Here is a 25,379-nt window from a genome sequence, read left to right as displayed (position 1 = left end):
CGCGGTGTCGGGCCGGTCCGTCAAGACGTCGGCGACGGCTTTAGTGACTAACATGAAAGATAGGACGTCGCTTCGGCCCGGCCAACCCCCTAAATTTCTCTCCGTGTTGGTAGCAACACAGAACCGGTACACCCCCCTAAATCCATCGACTGTGATCTACGCCATAGGGGCCGTACCTGCTAGTTCGCGTACCAGACGCGAGGTTGACGAAGAACGGCAGTGCGCTACGACTTGGTGAAGTCTTCGTTTCCGGCCAGCCCGTCGAGGAGCCGGATGTGGGTGGGGTGCTCCAGGAGTTCGGCGAGGTCGTGGCGGTAGAAAGCCACGTCACCGCCGTCGTGCCGCTCCTGTTGCCGAAAGCCGTGGCGTGGATAGAACTCGCTCACGATCCCGTTCCTGGCACTGCGCCGAAACTCCGCCGTCACACAGCCGGTCTCCGAAGCTCTGGCCGCGCGGAGCACCGCCGCCAGCGCCGCCTGTTCGATGCCGCGACTGAAGACCCGGCAGCTGAGCACGAAGTTGACGATGTGCCAGGCGTCGGCCGCCCGGCGCAACAGGATCGCCCCGACCAGGCCGTTCTCGCCGAACCGGTCGGCCGAGTGCACCGCGAGGGCCAGGCCACCCGGCTCCTCGATCAGGCGTCGGACGTCGAGTTCCTGCATCCGGCGGGTCGTCAGGTTGAACTGGTTGGTGCGGAGCGTGAGCTGGGACAACCGAGGAAGATCGCGCTCGGCCACCGGGGCGAGCCGCACGACCAGGTCCAGCCCGCGCAGATAGTCCGCAAAGGAGGCCGCAGAACCCAGATACTCACCCCGCCGGATCTCCTGCCGGTACTTGTCGGTTCGCGTACGGTCCTCGCTCGTCAGCTCGCGTACGGTGAACCAGCCGCCGCGCAGCAGCTTCTCCACGTGGCGGGCCGGTTCGTCGTCCAACTGCACCACCGCGACCTCGGGCAGCTCGGCACCGACCTGGCCGCATTCGAATGGACTGTCGTCGACGAACACCAGGCTGTCGCGGCCCAGATTCAGGTCGGCGGCCAACTGGCTGATGGCCGCCGACTTGGGTTGCCAGTCGGCGTGCACACGGACGAAGTCCGACTCGCGCAGTGTCATCCCCGGGTGGTCACGTAACACCGCGGTAACCGCGGCAAGATTGTTCTTGCTGGCGGTGGCCAGCAGCACCCCCTGTGATCCCAGTTGCTGCACGACCCGCTGGAAGGCGGTGAACGCCGCCCCCCGGTGACCGCCGTCGACCTCGATGCCCTCGGCGCCGTCGTCGCCCAGGACGCCGCCCCAGAGCGTCTGGTCCAGGTCGAGCACCAGGCACTTGCGCTGGCGGCCGGCGATCAGCCGGGCCAGCGCGCCGACCTCACGGGCGTACCGGGCAAGCAGGGGGCCGGACAGGTGTGCCCCGCCATAGACGCTCAGCCGCGCGTCGGTCGCGGGGACGCCGTCGGCGAGGATCGGGTCCAGGTCGAGCACCACGACGCCGGAATTTCGCTCGGACAGCGCCAGCAGGTCGGCGTTCGCCGTACGCCACAGCGCGCCCAGCCGGGCACGGGAGCGCAGGTCGATCAGCTGACCCGTCATCGTCGCCGGCAGCGGAAGGGTGTTCAGCACCAGGGTCGCGCCGCTGAACCGCTCGGCAAGACCGCGGATCAGCCGGATCTTCTCGGTCAGCACGCGTTCGGCGTCGTCCACCCGCCACGGCTGGGGCAGTTCGGCGGTGATCACGGTGGGATCCAGCACGCACAGAACCAGGTCGCTGTCCGTCAGGCCGCGCCCGACCGGGTCGGACAGGTCGGCGATCCACGAGTCGAAGGGGGAGACCCGGCTCCGTAGCAGGATGCCGTGTGCCGCGAGGTCCGCCGTGAGGGCCGGCTCCAGCGCCGCGAGCGTCCCGGGCCCGGTGATCGTGGCGGCGACCACAGGCGTCTTCGGGTGTGCGGCGAGCACGGCATCGGGGGAGACCCGGGCGAGCAGGCGTCCGGCCCGCTCACGCTCGTGGTCGTCCATCGCGCGCAGGAGGGGGGCGACGTCCGGGTAGCGCTGCGGAACCCGGCCCGCGCGGAGCAGCTCACGAAGGGTCGGCGCGGGCGGGGTGGACGACGTCACTGATCGGATGTCTGCAGACATGCGGCCATCGTCGGAAGGTGCGCTAAAGCACGGCTAGGACCAGAACCGGGTGGCCGTCATTGACAACCCCTAGAGCGGTCCGACAACCCCCTATTCCCCGCCACGGCCATTGCTGGGCGTCGCCGGTGATCCTACCGTTAAGGCGCCCGCCCGGTCTGGGTGCGCGGCGAATATCCCCCGGTCCGCAGAAATGGAGTTCGGCATGAGCGTCGACGGAATCTGGCAATTGATCATTGACAGTCCGATGGGGAAACAGGAGACCATGCTCAACCTGTCGAACGTCGACGGGGTGCTGACCGGCACGATGGTCAACGAGGCCGGCGGAATGAGCACCGAGATCTTCGAAGGCCGCGCCGAGGCCACGGACCTGCAGTGGAAGGCGAAGTTGAGCAAGATGCCGGTCACCCTGACTTTTCGCACCACTGTGGACGACGACCTGATGTCCGGGACGGTGAAGGCCGGCTTCCTGGGGAGCTTCCGGGTCTCCGGCGAGAAGAGGTAGTTCCGGCCAAGCGGCGCTTTAGCGCCCCGGCGGATGCTCGTTTGCGCTACCGGCCCGACGGTGGCCTTCGACGATCACGACGAGCATGAACAGGGAGCGAAATGCGTCTGCTCGAATCACGCCGGATCCTGCGTTCCGCGGCCGCCGTTCTGTCGGCCGCCTCGGCACTGGTGCTCGGTGCCTCCGCGCTCCCCGCGCAGGCCGAGCGCCCGCCGGCCCCGGCCACGCAGGGCTGCGCCACGCAGCAGTACGTCGAGCGCACCATCCACTACTACGGGGACCGCGACTTCGATCCCCGGGACGTGCCGGTCGGCCTCATGATCGCCTACTTCGACGACATCTACACCGCCGACGGCGCCACCCTGGTGGGGCACGGCGCCGGGATCAACCACATGGTGTCCAGGACGGCAGAGGGCCACGTCATGCAGTACGTCACGGAGCAGTTCCAACTGCCCGACGGCAACCTGGTCGCCGAGGGCGTCATGGACCGCTACCGGGTGGCCAACCTCCAGTGGGTGAGCATCCCGATCCACGGCACCAGCGGGAAGTACCGAGGCCTCGCGGGCGTCTGGACCTGGCGGGTCACCACGATCGGCGACCCGCAGATCCCGGTCGACTCCCGGATCACGCTCTGCGGTCCGGGCGCCGGGGCGCTCGCGCAGGAAGCGTCCTCCTGATGTCCGCGCCGGTGCTCGTCGTCGGTGCCGGGCCGTCCGGTCTCTTCCTCGCCGCCGAGCTGCGCCTGGCCGGCGTGGAGGTGACGGTGCTGGAGCGCAGCCCGGACCGGTCGACGGGCGAGAATCTCCGGGCCCACATGCTGCACGCGCGGGCGGCCGACCTGCTGGACCTGCGTGGGCTGATGGATCCGCTGCGCAAGGAGGACCCGCCGGTCTGGCCGATGATCCACTTTGGCAATTTCTGGTTGGACCTGAGCAAGCTCCTCGCGACCGAGCACTCACTGATGATCCCGCAGGCGAGCACCGTCCGGGTGCTCGAGGAACGAGCGCGCGAGCTGGGCGCCGACATCCGTCGAGGCCACACGCTGACGGCCGTCGAACGAGGGCCGGACGACGATGCCGACGACGTGGCCGTCCGCGTGAGCGGCCCGGACGGCGAGTACGACCTGACGGCCGCCTACCTGGTCGGCTGCGACGGTGAGAACAGCGCCGTACGCGCTCTCGCCGGTTTCGCGACCCGGCAGGGCAGCATCTCCTGGTACGGACTCCTCGCCGACTTCGACGAGGCGGACGGCGAGTGGGAGTCCGCGAACTACCCGACGGGAATCTTCGCTGTCGTGCCGCACCCCGTGCACCCGACACGGGTGCGGCTCATGACCATGGAGTTCGGCAGGCTGCCCGACGATCCCGAGGCACCCGAGACGGTCGAGGAACTGCGGGCGTCCATCGCGCGAGTCACAGGCAAGGACCTGACCGTCGGGCAACCCGACTGGATCTACCGCTACTCCGGTCTGACGCAGCTCGTCACCTCGTACCGTCGGGGGCGGGTCTTCCTCGTCGGTGACGCCGCGCACGTGCACTACTTCGGCGCCGGCCACGGCACCAGCACCAGCCTGCACGACGCCGCGAACCTGGGCTGGAAGCTGGCCGGGGCGATCAACGGCTGGGCGCCACCGGGTCTGCTCGACACCTACCACGCCGAGCGGCACCCGGTCGGCGACCGCGTCCGGATGAGCACCGATGCCCAGTTGGCACTGCAGTACCCGCCGGAGACCATCGGGCCCCTGCGCGACATGTTCGGTGAGCTTGTCGCCTTCGAGGACGTCAACGACCATCTCGTCCGCACCATCACCGAGGTGCGCTACCCGATCAGCTATCCCGGGCGGCGGTCCAAGCCGGCCAGCGCGCACCCCCTGCTCGGCCGGCCCGTGCCGGCGGTCGAGGTGGCCACCAGCGGTGGCGCGGTCGCGCTGACCCAGACCCTGCACGATGGCCGGGGCGTGCTCGTCGACGCCTCCGGCGGGACCCTGCGACAGCCCGATCTCACCGGCTGGGCCGGCCGCCTCGACGTCGTCACCGCGGAGCCGTCAACCGAGTTGGACGCGGCGGCGCTGCTGGTCCGACCGGACGGGGTGGTCGCCTGGGCCGATCGCACCGGCACCGACGCGGCGGGACTCGAACTGGCCCTGACCACCTGGCTCGGTGCGCCCGGCGGCGACGACACCACAGCGGCGGAGGCGGGCCGATGAGCGCCCCCGACGTCTACCTGCGCTCGGTCGGATCCGCGCTGCCCGGCGAACGGATCGACAACGCCATGCTGGCGCGGCGCTTCGGTCAGAACCGGCTGTGGGAACAGTGGGTGGCGATGTTCGTCGGTACCAGCAGCCGGTATCTCGCCGTCGACCTCGACACCGCCGAGGTCCGGTTCTCCCTCGCCGACCTGGGTGAGACCGCGGCGCACGCCGCCCTGTCCCGGGCCGGGATCACGGCCCAGGACGTCGACGTGGTCGTGCTCGGCACCGCGACGCCCGACCAGCTCATGCCCGCGACCGTCAACCTGATCGCCGACCGGCTCGGCATCAACGACGTGCCGACCTACCAGATGCAGTCCGGCTGCACAGGCGCACTCCAGGCACTGGACGTCGCGCGGCAGCTCATCGCGAGCGGCCGGCACCATACCGTGCTCGTGCTCGGCGGCGACGTCTGCGCCAAGCACTTCGACCTCAGCGTGGAGTTCGGCGACCGCAGCCCCGGCGAACAGATCAACGCGCTGCTGTTCGGCGACGGCGCGGGCGCCGCGGTGCTCAGCGCCGAGCCGGGCCCGGGCAAGCAGGTGGTGGTACGCGACCTGTTCGTCCGGTTCACCGGGCTGGGCCGACCGCCCGGGCAGACCGTGGAATGGTTCGGACTGGCCGACCGGGGCGCCGACCGCCCCGGCGCCTTCGAGGACTACAAGGCCATCGAACTCGGAGTGCCCGTCCTCGCCGTCGAGATCCTGGACGAGCTGCTGGACCGTACGGGCTGGGCGAAGGACGAGCTGGACGTCGTCTTCCCACCCCAGCTGTCCGGCCGGATGACCCAGACCATCGTCAAGGAGATGGGCCTCGCTCCGGCCACCCGAGAGGTCAGTTGTGTCGCCCAGACCGGCAACAACGGCAACGCGCTGCCGTTCCTCCAGCTCGAACAGGGACTCGACGAGCTGGCTCCGGGGTCGCGCTCGGTACTGGTGGCAGTCGAGTCGAGCAAGTGGATCAAGGCCGGACTGGCTCTGGAAGTCGCTTACTCGAAGGGGTAGCCGTGACCATCGAAGAGTTCGTTGACCTGGTGGGAGACGAGCTGGGCCTCGAGGTGACACCGGCCGACATCGGCCGGCACTTCGACGAACTGCCCGGCTGGGACTCGATGCACCTGCTCGGCCTGCTGACGACCCTGGAGAGCGCATCCGGCCGGCAGCTGTCCCTTCCGCACCTGCTCGAGGCCACAAACCTCGAACAGCTCTACGTGGCGTCGGTGGCGTGATGGGCGGCGACGGCACCTCCGCCCTCGCCGCACAGCGACGGCACACCCTCTACTTCCTGGAGTACATCCGGCCCTTCGGCGCCGTCTTCCTGGACACCGAGGTGGACATGACCGCGGTGCTTCGGCACCGGGCAGCCGCCAAAGCCGACGACCGCCGCTACTCGCTCGTCTCGTACGTGCTGCTCGCCGGGGGCGCCGTGCTGGCCAAGCACCCCGACGCCAACGCGGCCATCAGCGGGCGCGGTCGACCTCGTGTCACGAGGTACGCCACAGTCACCGGGAAGCTCGCCATCGACTCCACCCTCGCCGGCGAGCGCATCGTGCTGAGCGCCCTCGTGCCGGGCCTGGACACCGCCGGCCTCGACGAGGTGCAGGATCGGATCGACGCCATCAAGGCCGTCGACCCGGCCGAGCACGACGAATTCCGGGGCGTACGACTGCTGCACCGCCTGCCCCCGCTGCTCGGCCGACTGGCCTACCGGGTGGTGACACGCTCCGCCGTACGGCGGGAGGAGTTGCTCGGCAGCTTCTCGGTCACCTCGCTCGGGCACCGGCCGGTGGACGGTTTCTACTCCGTGGGCGGCACGACGATCACGTTGGGCGTCGGCCGCATCGTCGACAGGCCTGTGGCCCGCGACGGTGCGGTCACCGTGGCGCCCTCGATGCGGCTCAGCCTGGCCTTCGACCACCGGGTGATCGACGGTGCCGAGGCCGCCGACGTCCTCGCCGACATCAAGGACGCCTTGGAGGGGTTCGCGTGAGGGACCTGGCCGAGCTGCGGCAGTTCGCCCGGCTGCACGCCCGCGGCCAGGGCATCGCCGACTACGAGGCGGTGCTGGCCGGGATCACGTCCGACGAGGAGGGCGCCCCCGGATCATGGGCGTGCCAGTGGTCGGCGGCGGCGAGCGAGGCGCGGAACCGCGGCGACCTGCTGGGCGCCAGCGCCCGGTACGCCATGGCACGCTTCCCCTACGTCGACGGGCCGGCCCGGGCGCAGGCCCAGGAGGGCTGCGTGCGGAGTTTCGACGCCTGGCGCCGTGGCCGCGACGACATCGAGCCCCTGGAGGTGACTGTCGACGGCTGTCGCGTACGCGCCTGGGCCGCCGGCCTCTCCGCCACCGATCCGCGCCCCCTGCTGGTCGTGACAGGGGGCATCGTCAGCGTGAAGGAACAGTGGGCGCCCGTCCTCGCCGGCGCCGGTCGCATCGGGATGGCAGTCGTCGTCACCGAGCTGCCCGGCGTCGGTGAGAACACCATGCGGTACACGCCGGAGTCCGCGGGATTTCTCAGCGCGTTGCTGGATTCCCTCGGCGACCGCGCGGACACCGCCACCACGATCCTCATGGCGCTCAGCTTCAGCGGGCATCTCGCCCTGCGCTGCGCCTCCGAGGACGCGCGCATCCGCGGGGTGGTCACCGTCGGCGCCCCGGCGCGGGAGTTCTTCCTGGACCCGGTCTGGTGGCCGCGCGTGCCACGGATCACCGTCGACACCCTGAGCCGACTGACCGGAACGAAGCTCACGGACAGCGGTACGCCCCTGGAGGAGTGGGCGCTGCCCACCGAGATCCTGGCCGGGCTCCGCGTCCCGATCGCCTACGTGTCGTGTCTCCGAGACGAGATCATCCCCGGCTCCGAACTGGCGCTGCTGCGCGACCACGTGCGCGATCTACGGGTCCTCGAGTACGACGACGTGCACGGCGCGCCGGCGCACGTCGCCGAGACCCGACTGTGGACACTCGCGACGATCCTGCGGATGGCGGGGCGGTTGCCGGTGGCGCGCGCGGGGATGGGCCTCGCCCTCGGCCTCATGCGCGCCCGCCGCCGTCTTCCCGGCGCGACACGGCACTGACCAGAGGAGATGCCGATGAGCCGGTACCTGCTGGCCGCTCCGGATCCGGCGGCCACCGTACGCCTGCTGTGCCTGCATCCCGCGGGCTCCACGGCCCGGCCGTTCATGACCTGGCGCGACCGCCTCGGGCCGGGCGTCGACGTGCTGCCGATCCAGCTACCCGGACGCGAGGCGCGTGTCAATGAGCCGCGCATCCGCGACCTGGCGGTCCTGCTGGAGCAGCTCGACGGCGAACTCGGCGCTCTGCTCGACGAGCCGTACGCCTTCTACGGGCACAGCATGGGCGCGATGCTCGCGTACTCCTGGGCTCGGATGCGGTTCGAGACCGGCCGGTCGCGGCCGCTGATGGTCAACGTCGGCGCCTGTCAGCCGCCCGGCGCACCCGGCACCGATCGCCGGACCCCGGGCTTCTTCGACCGCCCCGACGACGAGCTGGAGCGGATGCTCGTGGGCATCGGCGGGATGTCGGCCGCGCTGATGTCCTACCCGCAGTGGCGGGACGCGGCCATCGCGCTGCTCCGCGACGACCTGGCGCTCTGCGAGCCACGGGACCTGTACGGGGTCGGCTCCGAAACCGACCCCCTGGACTGCCCCATCAACATCTTCACCGGCGCCGGCGACCCGATCGTCACCCCGGAGCAGATGGCGCGTTGGCGTCGCCTGACCAGGGCCGGTGGCGTTGTGCGGGAGCTTCCGGGAGGCCACTTCTTCCACCAGGAGTCCCGGCCGCTGCTGCTGTCGTACCTGCGAACCCTGCTCGCTTCCGCGAGCGGGCGCGTCGCGGTGGTCTGAACCCCTCTGCGGAAGGACTTTCCCATGATCGCCAATGCCGACCGGGACATCTGTCTCGGCACGGGACGCTGCGTGATGACGGCGCCCGCTCTCTTCGATCAGGACGACGACGGCATGGTCGTGGTGCTGCGGCAGCCGCGTGGGGCCGACGAGGACGAGGACGTACGCGAGGCGGTGAACCTGTGCCCGTCGGGGGCCATCTCCCTGAACGAGATCGCGCAGACCTGACCCACCCGCTCGTGTCGCGGGCAGGACGAGTGGCCGCACCTCCGTGGAGGTGCGGCCACTTCGCCGCGCTCAGCTCTCGCCGTCGACAGGCGCCAGCTCGTCCCCAGCGTGCGCCAGCTCCTCGCGTACGTGTCGGGCGAGTGCCGCGGGCGTCGCGTGGTCGTAGATCGCGAGCGGAGACAGCTCCACCCCCACCACCTCCACCAGCTTGTTGTACAGCTCCAGCGCGGTGAAGGAGGTGAACCCCAGTTCCAGGAACTCCTGGTCCACCGGCACCGCGTCGGCGTCCGGCTGACCCAGTACGGCGGCCGCGTGGCCACGGATCAGGCCGAGCAGGAGGGCGACCCGCTCGTCGTCGTCGCGGGCGGCCGCGTACGCGGTCCGCCACTGCCCGCCCGTGTCGCCGACGGTCTCGGTGGCGGACACCGGCTCGGTGCCGACCAGCCCGGACAGCAGCGGACCGGGGAGCGACCGGGCCATCGTGGCCCAGTCGGCGTCGACGACGACGAGGCCGTCACCGCGCTCACCGAGCAGCCCGGCACGGTCGAGGGCGGACAGGGCCAGGCCGACCGCCACCGGGCGCATCCCGCTCGGGGCCGGCTGGGCGTTCTGACCGCGGACACTGCCCCAGGCCACCGCCACCGCCGGGCACCCGGCGGCGCGGCGGCGCCGGATCAGGGCGTCGAGTGCGGCGAGCGCCGGTGCGGCGTTCACCATCTCCGGTACGCCGAGCTGCCCGGCCAGCGAGCTGAGGACCACCATCGTCGGTCCGTCGGCACCGCGGGTGAGCCTGTCGATCTCGGTGGCCACCGGCACCAGGGAATCGACCTCGCGTTCGACGTCGGCGACCGAGAGCGGTTCGCCGTGCGACTTCCCCTGCCCGTCGGCGACCAGGACGACAGCGGTCGGTTGCGTCTCCGCCGGCTGCCCGAGCACGTCGGCCACCGTGTCCCGTTGTTCGCGGACGACCTCGGCGCCCGCCGTCCGGAGCCAGGACTCGGTCGCCGACGCGAGCGCTCCCTCGCCGACCAGCATGATCCGGCCGGCCGGCGACCAGGCCGACGGGTCGTGTGCCGGCGCGACCCGGGTTCGTTCCAGACGACGGACGAACCGACCGGCCGGCCGCAACGCGACCTCCTGACCCTCGGCCCGCTCGGCGAGCAGGTGCGGTAGCTGCGCCATCGCGGCCGCGCCGGGACCGACGTCGACCAGGGCGATCGGCTGGTGCGGATACGCGGTGACCGTGGCCCGGCCGAACGCGGCCAGCTGCGCCTGGTCGAGCGACGGCGCGTCATCCTCGGTGGTGACGGCGGCCGCGCCACGGGTGAGCAACCAGACGTCATCGGTGCGCTCGAGCGTCCGCAGGGCGTCGAGGAGTTCCCGTGTCGGTCTCATCCCCAGCATCGACAGCACACCTGCGACGTCGCCGTCGCCGACCGCCTCGGCCAGGAGACTCTGCGCCAGGCTGGCTCCCACGGCGACCGTGGTGACCTGGACGCCGTGCTCGGCCAGGCACGCGACGACCTCCTCGACCTCCTTGGCCTCGGCGCCCTCGGCGACGGCCACGATCCACCGGCCGGTGGTGGCCGTCGTCGCGACGCGTGTGTCGGGCCGCCAGCCGATGCGGTGCCACCAGCTTCCCTGCCGGCGCCAGTCGGCGAGGGCCGGCAGGAGCGAGCGCAGGGCCCCGGTGGCGTCCGAATCGCCCAGCAGGCCGGCGAGCGCCTTGGCGTCCTGGTTCGTCACGGCGTCCCAGAACTGACCCTCGTTCTCGTCGTCCGACCCGCTCGCGGCGCCGGATTCGAGCCAGTACGTCTGCCGTTGGAACGGATACCGCGGCAGAGGGAAGGCCGGCCCCGGGGCGGCCGTGCCGACAACCTCCGTCCAGTCCACGTTCCGTCCACTCACCCACGCCGCCGCTGCCGCCCCGAGGACTGTTGTCGCCTCGGGCCGATCGCGACGGATCAGCGGAAGCAGCTCGGCGGTGGTCGGGTCGCGGAGCGTCTCCCGGGCAAGGCCACTGAGGACGGCGTCGGGTCCGAGTTCGAGATAGGTGGTGACGCCGTGCTTGTGCAGGGTTTGCAGACCGGCGGCGAATTGGACGGGTTGTTCGATGAGGCTTGCCCAGTAGTGGGGGTCGGTGAGTTGTTCGGTGGTGGCGGGTTCTCCGGTGAGGTTGGAGATGATCGGTGTGGTGGTGGGGTGGTAGGTGACTTTGGCGGCGACCTCGGCGAACTGTTCGGCGGCGTCGTGCATGAGTGGCGAGTGGAACGCGTGGGAGACCTTGAGTTCGGTGACTTTGCGACCCTGGCCGCGCCAGTGTTGGGCGAGGGTTTTGAGGGTGTGTGTGGGGCCGGCGATGACGGTGTTGGTGGGGGAGTTGTGGGCGGCGATGGTGGCGGTGGGGTGGTGGGTGAGGGTGTGGTGGAGGTTGTGGGGGTGGGTGTTGATGGCGAGCATGGTGCCGCCGGGTGGGAGGTGGTGCATGAGGGTGGCGCGGGTGGTGATGAGGTGGGCGGTGTCGGTGAGGGTCCAGAGTCCGGCGAGGTGGGCGGCGGTGAGTTCGCCGATGGAGTGGCCGAGGTAGTAGTCGGGGGTGAGGTTGAGGGTGGTGAGGAGGTGGTGTAGGGCGGTGTGGATGGCGAAGAGGGCGGGTTGGGTGTAGAGGGTTTGGTTGAGGTGGTGGGGGTTGGTGCCCCAGATGATGGTTTTGAGGGGTTGGGGGAGGTGGGGGTCGAGGGCGGCGCAGGTGGTGTCGAAGGCGTGGGCGAAGGCGGGGTAGGTGTGGTGGAGTTGGCGGCCCATGTTGAGGTGTTGGCTGCCTTGGCCGGTGAGGAGGAAGGCGACCCGGCCGGGCTGTCCCTGAGCCCGGCCGCGCACCGCACGGCCACCCTCCGGGTACGCCCTCAGTGCCGAACGGAACTCGTCCAGATCGGTGCCCGTGACGACCATCCGCTCGGCGAACCGGGTACGCGTGCCGGCCAGCGCACGTCCGACGTGGACGGGATCGGCGTCGGGATGACTGTCGAGGTGGCTGGCTAGTCGGTGTGCCTGCTCGGTGAGGGCCTGTGGCGTCCTCGCGGACAGGATCCACGGCGTGACCCGCGCCGGCGTCGGGGTCGGCGTTGGTGTGGTGGGGGTGGGTGGTTGTTCGATGATGATGTGGGCGTTGGTGCCGGAGATGCCGAAGGAGGAGATGGCGGCGCGGCGGGGGTGGTTGGTGGTGGGCCAGGGTGTGGTGGTGGTGAGCAGTTGTAGGGGGGTGGTGTGCCAGTCGATGTGGTGGGTGGGGGTGGTGGTGTGGAGGGTGGGGGGGAGGGTGGCGTGGTTGATGGCTTGGATCATTTTGATGGTGCCGGCGGCTCCGGCGGCGGCTTGGGTGTGGCCGATGTTGGATTTGATGGAGCCGAGGTAGAGGGGGTGGGTGCGGTGGGGGGTGTAGGTGTTGATGAGTGCTTGGGCTTCGATGGGGTCGCCGAGGGTGGTGCCGGTGCCGTGGGCTTCGATGGCGTCGATGTCGGTGGGGGTGAGGTGGGCGTTGGTGAGGGCGGCGTGGATGACGCGTTGTTGGGCGGGGCCGTTGGGGGCGGTGAGTCCGTTGGAGGCGCCGTCTTGGTTGATGGCGGAGCCGCGCAGGATGGCGTGGATGTGGTGGTTGTTGGTGTGGGCGTCGGTGAGGCGTTCGAGCAGGAGGAGTCCTGCGCCTTCGCTCCAGCCGGTGCCGTCGGCGGTGTCGGAGAAGGGTTTGCAGCGTCCGTTGGGGGCGAGGCCGCGTTGGCGGGAGAATTCGATGAAGACGTTGGGGGTGGCCATGATGGTGGCGCCGCCGGCGAGGGCGAGGTCGCATTCGCCGTTGCGTAGGGCGGTGGCGGCGTGGTGCATGGCGACCAGTGATGAGGAGCAGGCGGTGTCGATGGTGACGGCGGGGCCTTCGAGGCCCAACGTGTAGGCGATGCGGCCGGAGGCGATGCTGCCGGCGCTGCCGTTGCCGAGGAATCCTTCGTAGCCGGGGGGTGGGTTGTGCATGAGGCGGGCGCCGTAGTCGGCGTACATGATGCCGGTGTAGACGCCGGTGCGGGTGCCGCGCAGGGTGGTGGGGTCGATGCCGGCGTGTTCGATGGTTTCCCATGCGGTTTCGAGCAGGAGTCGTTGTTGGGGGTCGGTGGCGAGGGCTTCGCGGGGGCTCATGCCGAAGAAGTCGGCGTCGAAGTCGCCGGCGTCGTGCAGGAAGCCGCCTTCGCGGCAGTAGGTGGTGCCGGGGTGGTCGGGGTCGGGGTCGTAGAGGGCGTCGATGTCCCAGCCCCGTCCGGTGGGAAACCCGGACACGGCGTCGCGGCCCTGAACGACCAAGTCCCACAGGTCATCGGCTGAGCGCACACCCCCCGGATACCGACAACCCATCCCCACCACCGCGATCGGCTCCGGCGTCGCCGACTCCAGCTCGGCGATGCGCTGTCGGGCCTTGTGCAGATCGCCGGTGACCCACTTGAGGTAGTCGACCAGCTTCGCCTCGTTGGACTCGTTCGTCATCGGACTGCGCCTCCCGGGTACCGGTGATTCACTTCGTGCTCCGTCCGAGATCGCGATCGATGAACTCGAAGATCTCGTCGTGGCTGGCGGTCTGGATCCGGTCGACGACCTCGTCGACCGTGAGGTCCGCGCTTGGTCGGCACCGGGCCAGCAGGGACTCCAGGCGGCCGGTGACCCCGCCGCGGGTGGTGTCGTCCCAGCCGCTGGTGTCGGCGAGAGCGGCCTCGATCCGATCGAGTTCGGCGAGGATCGAGCCGGCCGCGTCGGTCGCGGCCGGCGCCACCTGCGTCCGCAGATGGTGGGCCAGCGCCGCCGGGGTCGGGAAGTCGAACACCATGGTGGCGGTCAACCGGAGCCCGGTCCCCTCGGTGAGCAGGTTGCGCATCTCCACGGCGGCCAGCGAATCCATGCCGAGCGCGGTGAACGGCTTGTCCGACTCCACCGCGCCGACGTCGGCGTGGCCCAGCACGGCTGCCGCGCTGGACCTGACGAAGTCGAGCACCGCGGCGTCCGCCTGCTCCTCGTCGAGACCGACCAACCGGTCCGCCAGCACCGGCCCGGACGGCGCCGTCGTGCGCGCCGACGGCACCAACGCCCGCAGCAGCGGTGGCAGGGCCGCCGCCTGCCGCCGCAGCACCGTGCGGTCCAGGCGGGCGGCGACCAGCTCGGCGGGCCCGGCCTCGGTGGCCACGTCGAAGAGCGCGAGCCCCTGCTGCTCAGCGAGCGGCACGATGCCGGTCCGCCGCATCCGGGCCTGGTCCGCCTGGTCCAGGACGGCGGTGAGCCCGGTCTGATCCCAGGCGCCCCAGGCGATCGAGACCCCCGGGAGCCCGACGGCACGCCGGTGCGCGATCAGCCCGTCCAGGGCCGCGTTGGCCGCCGCGTAGTTGGCCTGGCCCGGGCCGCCGACCACACCGGCGAAGGACGAGAACATCACGAAGTGCGCGACGTCCGACTCCCGGGTGAGGTCGTGCAGATTCCAGGCGACGTCAGCCTTGGCGGTGAGCACCGTGTCCACCTGCGCCGCCGTCATGGTGGCCACCACGCCGTCGTGGACCACACCGGCCGCGTTGACGATGCCTGTCAGTGGCTCGTCGGCGGGCAACGACGCGATCAGGTCCGCGAGCGCCCGGCGGTCGGACGCGTCGCACGCGGCGATCCGGAACCGGGCGCCCAGGGCGGTGAGCTGCGCCTCGAACTCGGCCGTGTCCGCGGTCCGGCCGCTGCGGCTGACGAGCAGCAACCGCACCGAGCCGTGCCGGCGAGCCAGGTGCAGCGCGAGCCGGCGACCGAGACCGCCGGTCGCGCCGACGACCAGGACTGTCCCGTTCGGGTTCGGACGCACCTGCGGGCGGTCGATGTCGCCCGTGGCGTCGAACGGCGTCAGTCGAGCCGCGAGCGCGACCCCGTCGCGCACCGCTACCTGCGGTTCTCCGGTAGCCAGGGCCCGCGTCAGGCTCGTCAGCGGATCGGCGTGCTCGTCGAGGTCGACGAGGGTGAACCGCCCGGCGTGCTCGGACTGCGCCGAGCGCACCAGCCCCCACGCGGCCGTGGCGACCGGGTCGGTGGTCAGGCCCGGGCGCGGTGCCACCGCACCGCGCGTGACAAGCACGAGGCGCGCACCGGACAGGGAGCTGGCGGCCAGCCATGCCTGCACCAGGCGCAGGGCCGCCTGACTGACCAGATGGACGTCCGCGGCTGGGTCGTTCGAGCGGGCCGGCAGGCCGGCGATGACCACGTCCGGCACCGGCGTGCCCGCGTCGACCGCGGCCGCGAGGGCGGGAACGTCGAGGTGCTGCTCGGCCGCCAGCGCCGCCCGGACCTCCGGGTCGGCGTCGGCCAGGACCGCGTACCGGGTGGGCTCCGACGGGGTCTGCGCCACCTGCGGCTCCACCCAGTCGACGACGTACAGGTTGTCGGTCCTCGTGGCGCCGGCCGCAGCCAGCTGATCGGCGGAGATCCGGCGCAGCGCCAGGCTCTCGGCGCTGAGCACCTGCCGTCCCGAGGCGTCGGTCACGGTGATCGCGACCGACTGCGACCCGTCCGGTGTCAGCCGGACCCGGACGAGATCACCGGACGGCTGCCAGGACGTGACCCCCTGCCACACGAACGGCAGCCGGGGGCCGGAGGAGTCCCCGTCCTCGTCCGGGCCGGCGGTCAGGGCCAGCGGATGCAGCGCCGCGTCGAGAAGGGCCGGGTGGGCGAGGAAGCCGCCGGCTGCGCGCGCCGTCTCGGGCAGCCGTACCTCGGCGAGAAGGTCACCGCCGGAGCGCCACGCGGCTTCCACCCCGCGGAAGGCGGGCCCGTAGTCCAGGCCGGCGTCGCTCAGGACCGGATAGAGGGATTCCACCGGCAGAGGTTCGGCGCCGGGCGGTGGCCACGCCGCCGGGGCGGGAGCGTACGTCCGGTTCGGCACCTCGGTGAGCACGCCCGCCGCGTGCCGGGTCCAGGGCCGCTCCGCGCCGGTGCCGTCCTCGGGCCGTGCGTGCACGCTTATCGGCCGGTCGCCGCTGCCCGTGTCGGTCCCCACCGAGACCTGGAGTTGGACGGCCCCGTCGTCCGGGAGGACCAGGGGAGCTTCCAGGGCGAGCTCCGCGACATGGCCGACGCCGAGCGCGGCCCCTGCTTCCAGCGCGATCTCCAGCAGCGCCGTGCCGGGGAGCAGCACCACACCGCCGACCGCGTGGTCGACGAGCCAGGGCTGGGTGGCGCGGGACAGCCGCCCCGTGAAGATCGTTCCCGCGCCGTCGGCGAGGCCGACAGCGCCGGCCAGGAAGCTGTGCGCGGTGGCGTCCAGGCCCCAGCCGGTGGCGTCGCCCGGCCGGCCAATGGGTCGCAGCCAGTAGCGGCGGCGCTGGAACGGGTACGTCGGCAGCGGTATCGGGCGGGCGCCCCGGCTGCCGGCGATCGTGGCCCAGTCCGCGTCGGTGCCGCGGACGTTGACGGCTGCCACGGCGCTGAGCAGCGTCCGTTCCTCCGGCCGTTCGGAGCGCAGGGCGGAGGCGAACGTCGCCGCCGCGCGTTCCTGGTCGAGGAGACAGTCCGGCCCGGCGGCCGACAGCACCGCGTCCGGACCGACCTCCAGGAACCGGCGGACGTCCAGCCCGGCCAGGGTACGCATGCCGTCGAGGAAGCGGACGGGCCGGCGGATCTGGGCGCTCCAGTAGGCCGGCGAGCACAACTCCTCGTCGGTCGCGAGCGCACCGGTCAGGTTGGAGACGATGGGGATCGTGGGCGGACCGAAGGTGAGCCGCCCGGCCACCGCCTCGAACTCGGCAAGCACCCGGTCCATGTGCGGCGAGTGGAAGGCGTGGCTGACCCGCAGCCGTTTGGTGCGGCGGCCCGCCCGCTGCCAGTGCTCGGCGAGCTGGGTCACGGCCGCCTCGTCGCCGGAGAGGACCACCGAGGCGGGGCCGTTGATCGCGGCGATCGCGACCTGTTCCTCCCAGCCGGCCAGCATCGGCACGACCTCGTCCTCCGCCGCGGCGACCGCGATCATCGTGCCCCGATCCGGCGCCTGCTGCATGAGCCGGCCCCGGGCGGTGATCAGGGCACAGGCGTCGGGCAGGTTCAGCACACCGGCCACGTGCGCCGCGGCCAACTCTCCGATCGAGTGGCCGATGAGCACATCGGGGCGCACCCCCCAGGATTCGAGCAGTCGGAAGAGGGCGACTTCGAGGGCGAACAACGCGGGCTGGCCGTACTGCGTCTGGTCAAGCATCCGCGCGTCGGCCGATTCGCGCGGGGCGAAGAGCAACCGCCGGATCGGCTGGTCGAGGTGTTCGTCGAGAGCGGCCGCCACTGCGTCGAGCGCCGTCGCGAACGCCGGGTACGTCCCGTACAGCGACTGACCCATCCCCGCGCGCTGGCTGCCCTGACCGGTGAACAGGAACGCGGTGCGGCCGCCGGACACGGCACCCGTGACGATCGCCGGAGTCGGCCGCCCGGCGGCGAGATCGTCCAGGGACACGACCAGCTCGGCCGCCTCACCCACTGCCACGGCCCGGTGGTCGAAGCGGGCGCGGGTGGTCGCCAGCGCGACAGCTACCTCGTCCGCTGCCGCCTCGGGGTGCTCGCCGAGGAAGTCACCCAGCCGTCGGGCCTGCTCCCGCAGCGCATCCGGCGACTTGGCGGTCAGCGACCACGCCAGCACCGGCGGATGCTCCCCGGCCAGCGGTTCCGCCGCCGTCGCGGGCGGCTGTTCGATGATGACGTGCGCGTTGGTGCCGGAGATGCCGAACGACGACACCGCGGCACGGCGCGGCCGGCCGGCCTCCGGCCACGGCGTCGGCTCGGTGAGCAGCCGGACCGCACCGGCCGCCCAGTCGACGTGCGGGGTCGGCGCGTCGATGTGCAGGCTGGCCGGCACGACGCCGTACCGCATCGCCTGGACCATCTTGATGATGCCGGCGACGCCGGCGGCGGCCTGGGTGTGCCCGAGGTTCGACTTCACCGAGCCGAGCAGCAGCGGCCGGTCCGCCGGCCGCTCCCTGCCGTACGTCGCGAGCAGCGCCTGCGCCTCGATGGGATCCCCGAGCGCGGTGCCGGTGCCGTGCGCCTCGACGACGTCCACGTCGGCGGCGGAGAGCCCGGCGCTGGTCAGCGCCGCGCGGATGACCCGCTGCTGCGACGGGCCGTTCGGCGCGGTGAGGCCGTTGGAGGCGCCGTCCTGGTTGATGGCGCTGCCCTGCACCACGGCGAGCACCTGATGCCCGTTGCGCTGAGCGTCGGAGAGCCGTTCGAGCAGCAGCAGCCCGACGCCCTCGGCGAAGGCGGTCCCGTCGGCCGCGGCCGCGAACGGCTTGCAGTGGCCGTCGGCCGCGAGCCCGCGCTGCCGGCTGAACTCGACGAACAGGCCGGGAGTGGCCATCACGGTGACGCCGCCGGCGAGGGCCAGGTCGCACTCGCCGCCGCGCAGGGACTGGCAGGCCTGGTGCAGGGCGACGAGCGACGACGAGCACGCGGTGTCCACAGTGACCGCCGGGCCCTCGAGGCCCAGCACGTACGAGACGCGGCCGGAGGCCGTGCTCGTGGTGTTGCCGGTCATGATGTAGCCCTCCAGGTCCTCCGGGATCTCGTCCCGGCGGGGGGCGTACTCCTGGGCGACCACACCGGCGAACACGCCTGTGCGGCTGCCGCGCAGCGAGGTCGGGTCGATGCCGGACGCCTCCACGACCTCCCACGCGGTCTCCAACAGCAGCCGCTGCTGCGGGTCGGTGGCCACCGCCTCGCGGGGGCTCATGCCGAAGAAGTCGGCGTCGAAGTCACCCGCCCCGTCGAGGAATCCGCCCCGCCGCACGTAGCTGCGGCCGCGCTGGTTGGGCTCCGGATCGTAGAGCGTGTCGACGTCCCAGCCGCGGTCGGCGGGGAAGTCGGACATGACGTCCCGGCCGGCTTCGACGAGCCGCCAGAGATCCTCGGGGTTGGCCACGCTGCCCGGGTACCGGCAGCTCATGCCCACGATGGCGATCGGGTCATCGTCGACCCGCACGGCCACCGGCGCGGCGGGCGCCACGGTTGCCGAGGCCGAACCGGCGAACTCGGTGTCCAGGAACGCGGCGAGTTCGCCGGGCGTCGGATAGTCGAAGATCATCGTGGCCGGCAGTCGCAGGCCGGTGGCCGCGCCGAGCCGGTTGCGCAGCTCGACAGCGGTCAACGAGTCGAAACCCAGCTCCTTGAACGCCCGACCCGGGTCGATGGTCTGGCCGTCGGCGTGGCCGAGAACCGCGCCGGCGCTGGCCAGGACCAGGTCGAGCAGGGCGGCGCGTCGCTCGGCCTCGTCCATCCGGGCGAGCCGACGTACCGGGCTGGTTGAACCCGCCCCGGCACGCCGAGCGCCGGACCGGACCAGGTCACGCAGCACTGCGGGAACCGCCGTACGCGCGGCGCGGGCACGCAGGGCGGTCAGGTCCAGCCCGGCCGGGACGCTGAGCGGATGGGCGCCGGCGAGCGCCGCGTCGAACAGCGCCAGGCCGTGCGCGGCGGTGAGCGGGATCAGACCGCTGCCGCTGATGCGGCGTGCCCCGGTCTCGCCGAGGTGCTCGGTCAGACCGGTCGCCTGTTCCCAGTACCCCCAGGCCATCGATGTCGACGGGAGCCCGGCAGTCGCACGGTGCTGCGCCAACGCGTCCAGGAAGGTGTTCGCGGCCGCGTAGTTGGCCTGCCCGGGTGCACCCAGGATGCCGGCTACCGAGGAGAACAACACGAACGCCCGAAGGTCGGCCCCGGCGGTCAGCTCGTGCAGGTGCCACGCGCCGTCCACCTTGGCCCGCAGCACGTCCTCGACGTCCTGCGCGCTCAGGTCGGTGACCAGGTGGTCCTCCAGGCGCCCGGCGGCGTGCACCACAGCGGTCAGCGGATGCGCCGGATCGATCCCGGCCAGCACGCGCGCGACGTCCGCGCGGACGGCGACGTCGCAGGGCACCACGTCCACGTCCGCGCCGAGGTCGGCCAGTTCCCGGCGCAGGTCGTCGGCGCCCGGCGCGTCGGCCCCCTGACGACTGGTCAGGACGAGCCGTCGGGTCACACCTGTCTGCACCAGGTGTCGGGCGAGCAGCGCGCCGAGCGTTCCGGTGCCACCGGTGACCAGGACCGTGCCCTCCGGGTCCGGCCGGGTCGGCATGGTCAGCACCAGCTTGCCTGTGTGCCGGCCCTGGGCGAACCGGCGCAGCACGTCGGGCGCGAAGCGTACGTCGGTGGCCGTGAGGGGCAACGGCGACAGCACGCCGTCGCGGAATCGGGCGACCAGTTCCCCCAGGGCCGCCCGGATCCAGTCCGGCTCGGCCGTGAACAGCTCGAACGGCAGATAGGAGACGTTCGGATAGGCGGCCTGCACCTGGTCACCGCGACGGTCGGTGATGCCCATCTCCACCAGTCGGCCGCCCGGCGCGAGCAGTCGAAGGGAAGCGTCGAGAAGTTCACCGGTAAGCGAGTTGAGCACCACGTCCACGCCCCTGCCGCCGGTGGCCGCCCGCGAGGCGGCTTCGAAGGTGGCGTCGCGGGAGGAGGCGATGTCGCCGGGGTCCAGGCCCATCGCGGCCAGGACGCCCCACTTGGCGGGGTTGGCGGTGCCGAGCACGCGGGCGCCGAGGGCGCGGGCCACCTGGACCGCCGCCATGCCGACACCACCGGCCGCCGCGTGCACCAGCACGGTCTCCCCGGCCTTGAGCTGCCCGACCTCGACCAGGCCGTACCAGGCGGTGAGGAAGGCGACCGGGACCGTGGCGGCCTGCGCGAACGACCAGCCGCCGGGGATCGGAACGACCAGTCGGTGGTCGGTGACCACCACCGGCCCGATGCCGCCGGGGATGAGGCCGGTCACCCGGTCGCCGGGTGCGATGCCGGTGACCTCGGCGCCGATCTCGGTGACGACACCAGCGCCCTCGCTGCCCAGCGGTACGTCACCTCCATACATGTCCAGGGCGATCAGCACGTCGCGGAAGTTCAGGCCGCTGGCCCGGACCGCGAGGCGGATCTCGTTCGGACCGAGCGGCCGCCGCGCCGACAGGTCGGGCGCCAGCGCGAGAGCATCCAACGTGCCCTTCTCGGTGGCCGCCAGCGACCACTCGGTCGTCTCGGGGACCGACAGGGCTCGGCCGGCGGAGTCGCTGAGCCGAGGCGCGTACACCTCGCCGTCGCGGACGGCGATCTCGGTCTCCTCGTCGGTCAGGGCTTCCACGGCCGCCGACAGCAGCGCGGCGTCCTCGGCCGGTCGCTGCAGGTCGATCAGCCCGAACCGACCCGGGTGTTCCGAGTTGGCGGAGCGCACCAGGCCGTGCACGACCGAGCCGGGCAGGCCGTCGACGTGGTCGGACACCGATACCGCCAGCGCGTCAGTGGTGACGACGATGAGCCGGCCGTCCGAGGTACGCAGCCATTCCTGGACGTCCGCAAGGGTGCGTCGGGCCGCGTCGTGTGCGTCGCCGACCGGGTCCTCACCGTCGGTGCCGGTGAAGAGCAGCGTGACGTCCGGGGTGTGGCCGGTCTCGCGCAGGACGCCGATCCCGGGATAGCTGCGCACTGTGTGTCCGTCCGCCCGCAGCGCGTCCGCCGGCTCGTCGCCGGCCGCGCCGATCAGCGCGTACTGGCGCGGGGTCGCGCCAGCGGAGGCGACGACGGTCCAGTCGACGTGGTACGGCCGGGCGGCGTCGCCGGCGAGCGCGGTCAGGCCGCCGGCGGGGAGAGGCCGAAGGGCAAGCGTGCCGATCGTGGCGACGGGTTCGCCCTCGGTGTTCCAGAGACGCACGGACATGGCGTCCGGGCCGGTCGGGGAGATCCGTACGCGCAGGGCGGCCGTCGCGGGCGCGGAGTGCAGGTGTACGTCACTCCAGACGAACGGCAGGCGTACCGTCCCGTCGTCCGGGCGTCCCAACCCGGCCGCGTGCAGCGTGGCGTCGAGGAGCGCGGGGTGCAGGGCGAATCCGCTGCCGGCCGCGTCGGGCAGGCGCACCTCGGCGTACACGTGGTCGCCCGCGCGCCAGGCGGCCTCCAACCCGCGGAACGCCGGGCCGTACTCGTACCCGCGTTCGGCCAGTTCGGTGTAGCCGTCCTCGACGTCGAACGGCTTCCAGCCGGCCGCCGGCCAGGTGGCCGGCGCGGGTTCGTCGGCCGGCAGTCGCTCGGGCGTCTCGGTGAGGACGCCAGTGGCGTGCGTCGTCCAGCCGGCCACGGTGCTCTCCGTGTCCCGCACGCCCGCCGGCGTCGAGTCGACTGTGACGGCGCGGTGTCCGTCGGCGTCCGGCTTGCCCACCTGGACCTGGATCCGTAGTTCTCCGGTCTCCGGGACGAGCAGGGGACTGGCGAGGGTCAGTTCCCGCAGGTGCGGTACGCCGGCGTGGGCGCCGGCGGTGAGGGCCATGTCGACGAGGGCGGCGCCGGGGAGGATGACGGTGCCCAGGACGGCGTGGTCGGCGAGCCACGGATGCGTGTCGAGGGAGAGCTGTCCACTCAGGACTGTCGTCTGACTGCGGGCCGGGCTGATGCTGCCGCGCAGGATCGGGTGTCGGGGGTCGTCGAGCCCGAGCTGTCCGGGCTTCACAGTGGCGTTCGCCGTGAGCCAGTGCCGCTCGGCGACGAAGGTGTAGGTGGGGGTGGTGGTGGTGTGGGTGGTGTTGGTGGGCCAGGTGGGGGTGTGGGTGGTGTGGGTGTGGATGGTGGCGAGGTTGGTGAGGAATTGGGTGGGGTCGTGGTGGTTTTTGCGGAGGGTGCCGGTGATGGTGGTTTTGGGGTGGTGGGGGTGGTGTTCGGTGGTGGTGGTGATGGCGGGGGTGAGGACGGGGTGGGGGCTGGTTTCGATGTAGGTGGTGTGGCCGGTGGTGAGCAGGGTGGTGATGGTGGGGTGGAGGTGGACGGGGTTGCGGAGGTTGTCGTACCAGTATTGGGCGGTGAGGTGTGTGGTGTCGGTGGGTTCGCCGGTGGGGTGGGGGTTGGTGGTGGTGTGGAAGGGGATGGTGGCGGGGTGGGGGGTGATGGTGTTGAGGGTGGTGAGGAGGTGGGGTTTGAGGGGTTCGATGTGGTGGCTGTGGCTGGCGTAGGTGACGGGGATGAGTTTGGCGTTGATGTTGTGGGTGTGGCAGTGGTTGATGTAGTGGTGGATTTGTTCGGGGTTGCCGGCGATGACGGTGTGGGTGGGGCTGTTGTGGGCGGCGATGGTGAGGGTGGTGGTGGGGTTGTTGTAGGTGGTGAGGTGTTCGGTGATGGTGTGGGCGGGGAGGTTGATGGCGGCCATGGCGCCGGGTGGTAGGTGGGTGAGGGTTTGGGAGCGGCGGGTGATGAGGGTGGCGGCGTCGTCGAGGGTGAGGGCGCCGGCGATGTGGGCGGCGGCGATTTCGCCTTGGGAGTGGCCGATGACGGCGTCGGGGTGGATGCCGTGGTGTTGCCAGAGTTTGGCGAGGGAGATCATGACGGCCCAGAGGGCGGGTTGGATGATGTCGGGTCCGTCGAGTGGTGGTGCGTCGGGGTGTTGGGTGAGGACGTCGATGAGGTTCCAGCCGGTGTGGGGGGTGAGGGCGTCGGCGCAGTCGTGTAGGTGTTGGCGGAAGGTGGGGGAGGTGGGGAGCAGGGTGGTGGCCATGCGGTCCCATTGGCTGCCTTGGCCGGGGAAGACGAAGACGGTTTTGCCGGTGGTGGGTCCGGTGGGTGGGGTGGTGATGAGGGCGGGGTGGTCGGTGGTGGTGGTGAGGGTGTGCAGGGTGGTGGTGAGGTGGGGGTGTTCGTCGGTGGTGAGGATGGCGGCGCGGTAGGGGTGGTGGGTGCGGTGGTGGGCGAGGGTGGTGGCGATGGTGTCGGGGTGTTCGTGGTGGCCGGTGGTGGTGTTCCAGTGGTGCAGGGTGGTGGCTTGGCGGTGCAGGCCGTGGGTGTCGCGGGCGGATAGCAGCCAGGTGGTGGGCCACGGGCTGGTGTTCTCGTTGCCGGCCGTGTCGGTGGCAGCGGGGTCGGGGCCGGGGTCGGGGTTGGTGGTGGTGGTGGTGGTGGTGGTGGGGTCGGGGGCTTGTTCGAGGATGACGTGGGCGTTGGTGCCGGAGACGCCGAAGGCGGAGATGCCGGCGCGGCGGGGGCGTTGGTGTTGTGGCCAGTCGGTGGTGTGGGTGAGGAGGCGGATGGTGCCGGTGGACCAGTCGACGTGGGGGGTGGGTTCGTCGATGTGGAGGCTGGCGGGCAGGGTGGCGTGGCGTAGGGCGTAGATCATTTTGATGATGCCGGCGGCGCCGGCGGCGGCTTGGGTGTGACCGATGTTGGATTTGACCGAGCCGAGGTAGAGGGGTTGGTCGGCGGGTCGGTCCTGTCCGTAGGTCGCCAGGAGCGCTTCGGCTTCCATCGGGTCACCCAACGTCGTACCCGTCCCATGCGCCTCCACCGCGTCGATCTGATCCGCGGTGAGCCGGGCATTGGCCAGCGCGGCCTGGATGACCCGCTGCTGTGAGGGCCCGTTCGGCGCGGTCAGCCCGTTGGACGCGCCGTCCTGGTTCACTGCCGAGCCGCGTACCACGGCGAGGATCGTGTGGCCGTTGCGCTGCGCGTCGGACAACCGCTCCAACAACAGCAGGCCGGCGCCCTCACCCCAACCGGTCCCGTCGGCGGCTGCCGCGAACGCCTTGCAGCGGCCGTCCGGCGCCAGGCCCCGCTGGCGGCTGAACTCCAGGAAGGCGTTGGGGGTGGCCATCACGGTGGCCCCACCGGACAGCGCGAGGTCGCACTCACCGGTCCGCAGGGACTGGCACGCCTGGTGCAGGGTGACAAGCGACGACGAACAGGCCGTGTCCACGGTGACCGCCGGACCCTCCAACCCGAAGGTGTACGAGATCCGCCCGGACGCGACAGCGCTCAGCGTGCCGGTCATGATGTAGCCCTCGAAGTCCTTGACCGCCTGGGCGTAGTGCTGCGACATGACACCCGTGAAGACGCCGGTACGGCTGCCCCGCACGGACGCCGGCACGATGCCGGCATGTTCGAACGCCTCCCAGGCCAGCTCCAGCAGGATCCGTTGCTGCGGGTCGGTCGCCAGGGCCTCGCGGGGGCTCATCCCGAAGAACTCCGGATCGAAGTCGCCGGCGTCGTCCAGGAAGCCACCCTCGGTGGCGTACGTGGTGCTCGAGTGGTCCGGGTCCGGGTGGTACAGCTCGCGCAGGTCCCAACCGCGGTCGGTGGGTCCGGGGCCGATGGCGTCGGTGCCGGTCTCCAGCAGTTCCCAGAAGTCCTCCGGGCTGCGCACCCCGCCGGGGAACCGGCAGCTGACGCCGATGACCGCGATCGGTTCCAGGTGCCGCTCCTCGGCCTCGCGCAGGCGTCGGCGAGCCTGACGCAGGTCGGCGGTCGTACGCTTCAGGTATTCCCGGAGCTTCTCTTCGTTGTCACTCATCGGGTCTCCG

11 protein-coding genes and 1 pseudogene are annotated in these 25,379 nt (G+C 71.6%); 9 read left to right on the top strand and 3 right to left on the bottom strand.

Features of this window, described 5'->3' with window-relative positions; genetic code table 11:
- Positions 1–224: 224 nt before the first annotated feature.
- Positions 225–2,135 (bottom strand): HAD-IIIC family phosphatase, encoded by a 1,911-nt coding sequence (locus tag OOJ91_RS07730; RefSeq protein WP_266243899.1) that lies wholly within the window; start codon positions 2,133–2,135, stop codon positions 225–227.
- A 202-nt stretch (positions 2,136–2,337) separates the two neighbouring features.
- Here OOJ91_RS07730 and OOJ91_RS07725 point away from each other — a divergent pair, with 202 nt between their 5' ends.
- The 9 genes from OOJ91_RS07725 to OOJ91_RS07685 all read left to right on the top strand — a co-directional run bounded on the left by OOJ91_RS07725 (position 2,338) and on the right by OOJ91_RS07685 (position 8,982).
- Positions 2,338–2,637, top strand: a complete 300-nt coding sequence (locus tag OOJ91_RS07725; RefSeq protein ID WP_266243898.1) for a hypothetical protein — start codon at positions 2,338–2,340, stop codon at positions 2,635–2,637.
- A gap of 101 nt (positions 2,638–2,738) precedes the next feature.
- The gene (locus tag OOJ91_RS07720; RefSeq protein ID WP_266243897.1) at positions 2,739–3,314 is read left to right on the top strand and encodes an allene oxide cyclase barrel-like domain-containing protein; all 576 of its coding nucleotides are present in this window, start codon (positions 2,739–2,741) and stop codon (positions 3,312–3,314) included.
- Positions 3,314–4,843: an FAD-dependent monooxygenase gene (locus OOJ91_RS07715; RefSeq protein WP_266243896.1), complete on the top strand. Its 1,530-nt coding sequence runs from the start codon at positions 3,314–3,316 to the stop codon at positions 4,841–4,843. Before OOJ91_RS07720 ends, OOJ91_RS07715 begins: the two co-directional genes overlap by 1 nt.
- On the top strand, positions 4,840–5,889 hold the full coding sequence (locus tag OOJ91_RS07710; protein WP_266243895.1) for a 3-oxoacyl-ACP synthase III family protein: 1,050 nt from the start codon (positions 4,840–4,842) through the stop codon (positions 5,887–5,889). Before OOJ91_RS07715 ends, OOJ91_RS07710 begins: the two co-directional genes overlap by 4 nt.
- Positions 5,890–5,891: 2 nt before the next feature.
- Positions 5,892–6,113, top strand: a complete 222-nt coding sequence (locus OOJ91_RS07705; RefSeq protein ID WP_266243894.1) for an acyl carrier protein — start codon at positions 5,892–5,894, stop codon at positions 6,111–6,113.
- Positions 6,113–6,874, top strand: a complete 762-nt coding sequence (locus tag OOJ91_RS07700; RefSeq protein WP_266243893.1) for a 2-oxo acid dehydrogenase subunit E2 — start codon at positions 6,113–6,115, stop codon at positions 6,872–6,874. The genes OOJ91_RS07705 and OOJ91_RS07700 overlap by 1 nt, the downstream gene beginning before the upstream one ends.
- Complete coding sequence (locus tag OOJ91_RS07695) at positions 6,871–7,962, top strand: alpha/beta hydrolase (protein WP_266243891.1); 1,092 nt, start codon at positions 6,871–6,873, stop codon at positions 7,960–7,962. Before OOJ91_RS07700 ends, OOJ91_RS07695 begins: the two co-directional genes overlap by 4 nt.
- Positions 7,963–7,977: 15 nt before the next feature.
- The gene (locus tag OOJ91_RS07690) at positions 7,978–8,754 is read left to right on the top strand and encodes a thioesterase II family protein (protein ID WP_266243890.1); all 777 of its coding nucleotides are present in this window, start codon (positions 7,978–7,980) and stop codon (positions 8,752–8,754) included.
- Between the two features lie 24 nt (positions 8,755–8,778).
- Positions 8,779–8,982, top strand: coding sequence for a ferredoxin (locus OOJ91_RS07685; protein ID WP_266243889.1), 204 nt, complete (start codon positions 8,779–8,781; stop codon positions 8,980–8,982).
- A 69-nt stretch (positions 8,983–9,051) separates the two neighbouring features.
- On the opposite strand, the pseudogene OOJ91_RS07680 reads toward OOJ91_RS07685, so the two are convergent.
- A pseudogene (locus OOJ91_RS07680) lies at positions 9,052–13,500 on the bottom strand (type I polyketide synthase); the annotation flags it as partial.
- Between the two features lie 40 nt (positions 13,501–13,540).
- Positions 13,541–25,369 carry a type I polyketide synthase gene (locus tag OOJ91_RS07675; RefSeq protein WP_266243887.1) on the bottom strand — a complete coding sequence of 3,943 codons (11,829 nt, stop codon included), beginning with the start codon at positions 25,367–25,369 and terminating at the stop codon, positions 13,541–13,543.
- Positions 25,370–25,379 lie beyond the last annotated feature (10 nt).

Source organism: Micromonospora lupini (assembly GCF_026342015.1).
GTDB classification, from domain to species: Bacteria; Actinomycetota; Actinomycetes; order Mycobacteriales; family Micromonosporaceae; genus Micromonospora; species Micromonospora lupini_B.
This window is presented reverse-complemented; position numbering and strand designations above follow the sequence as displayed.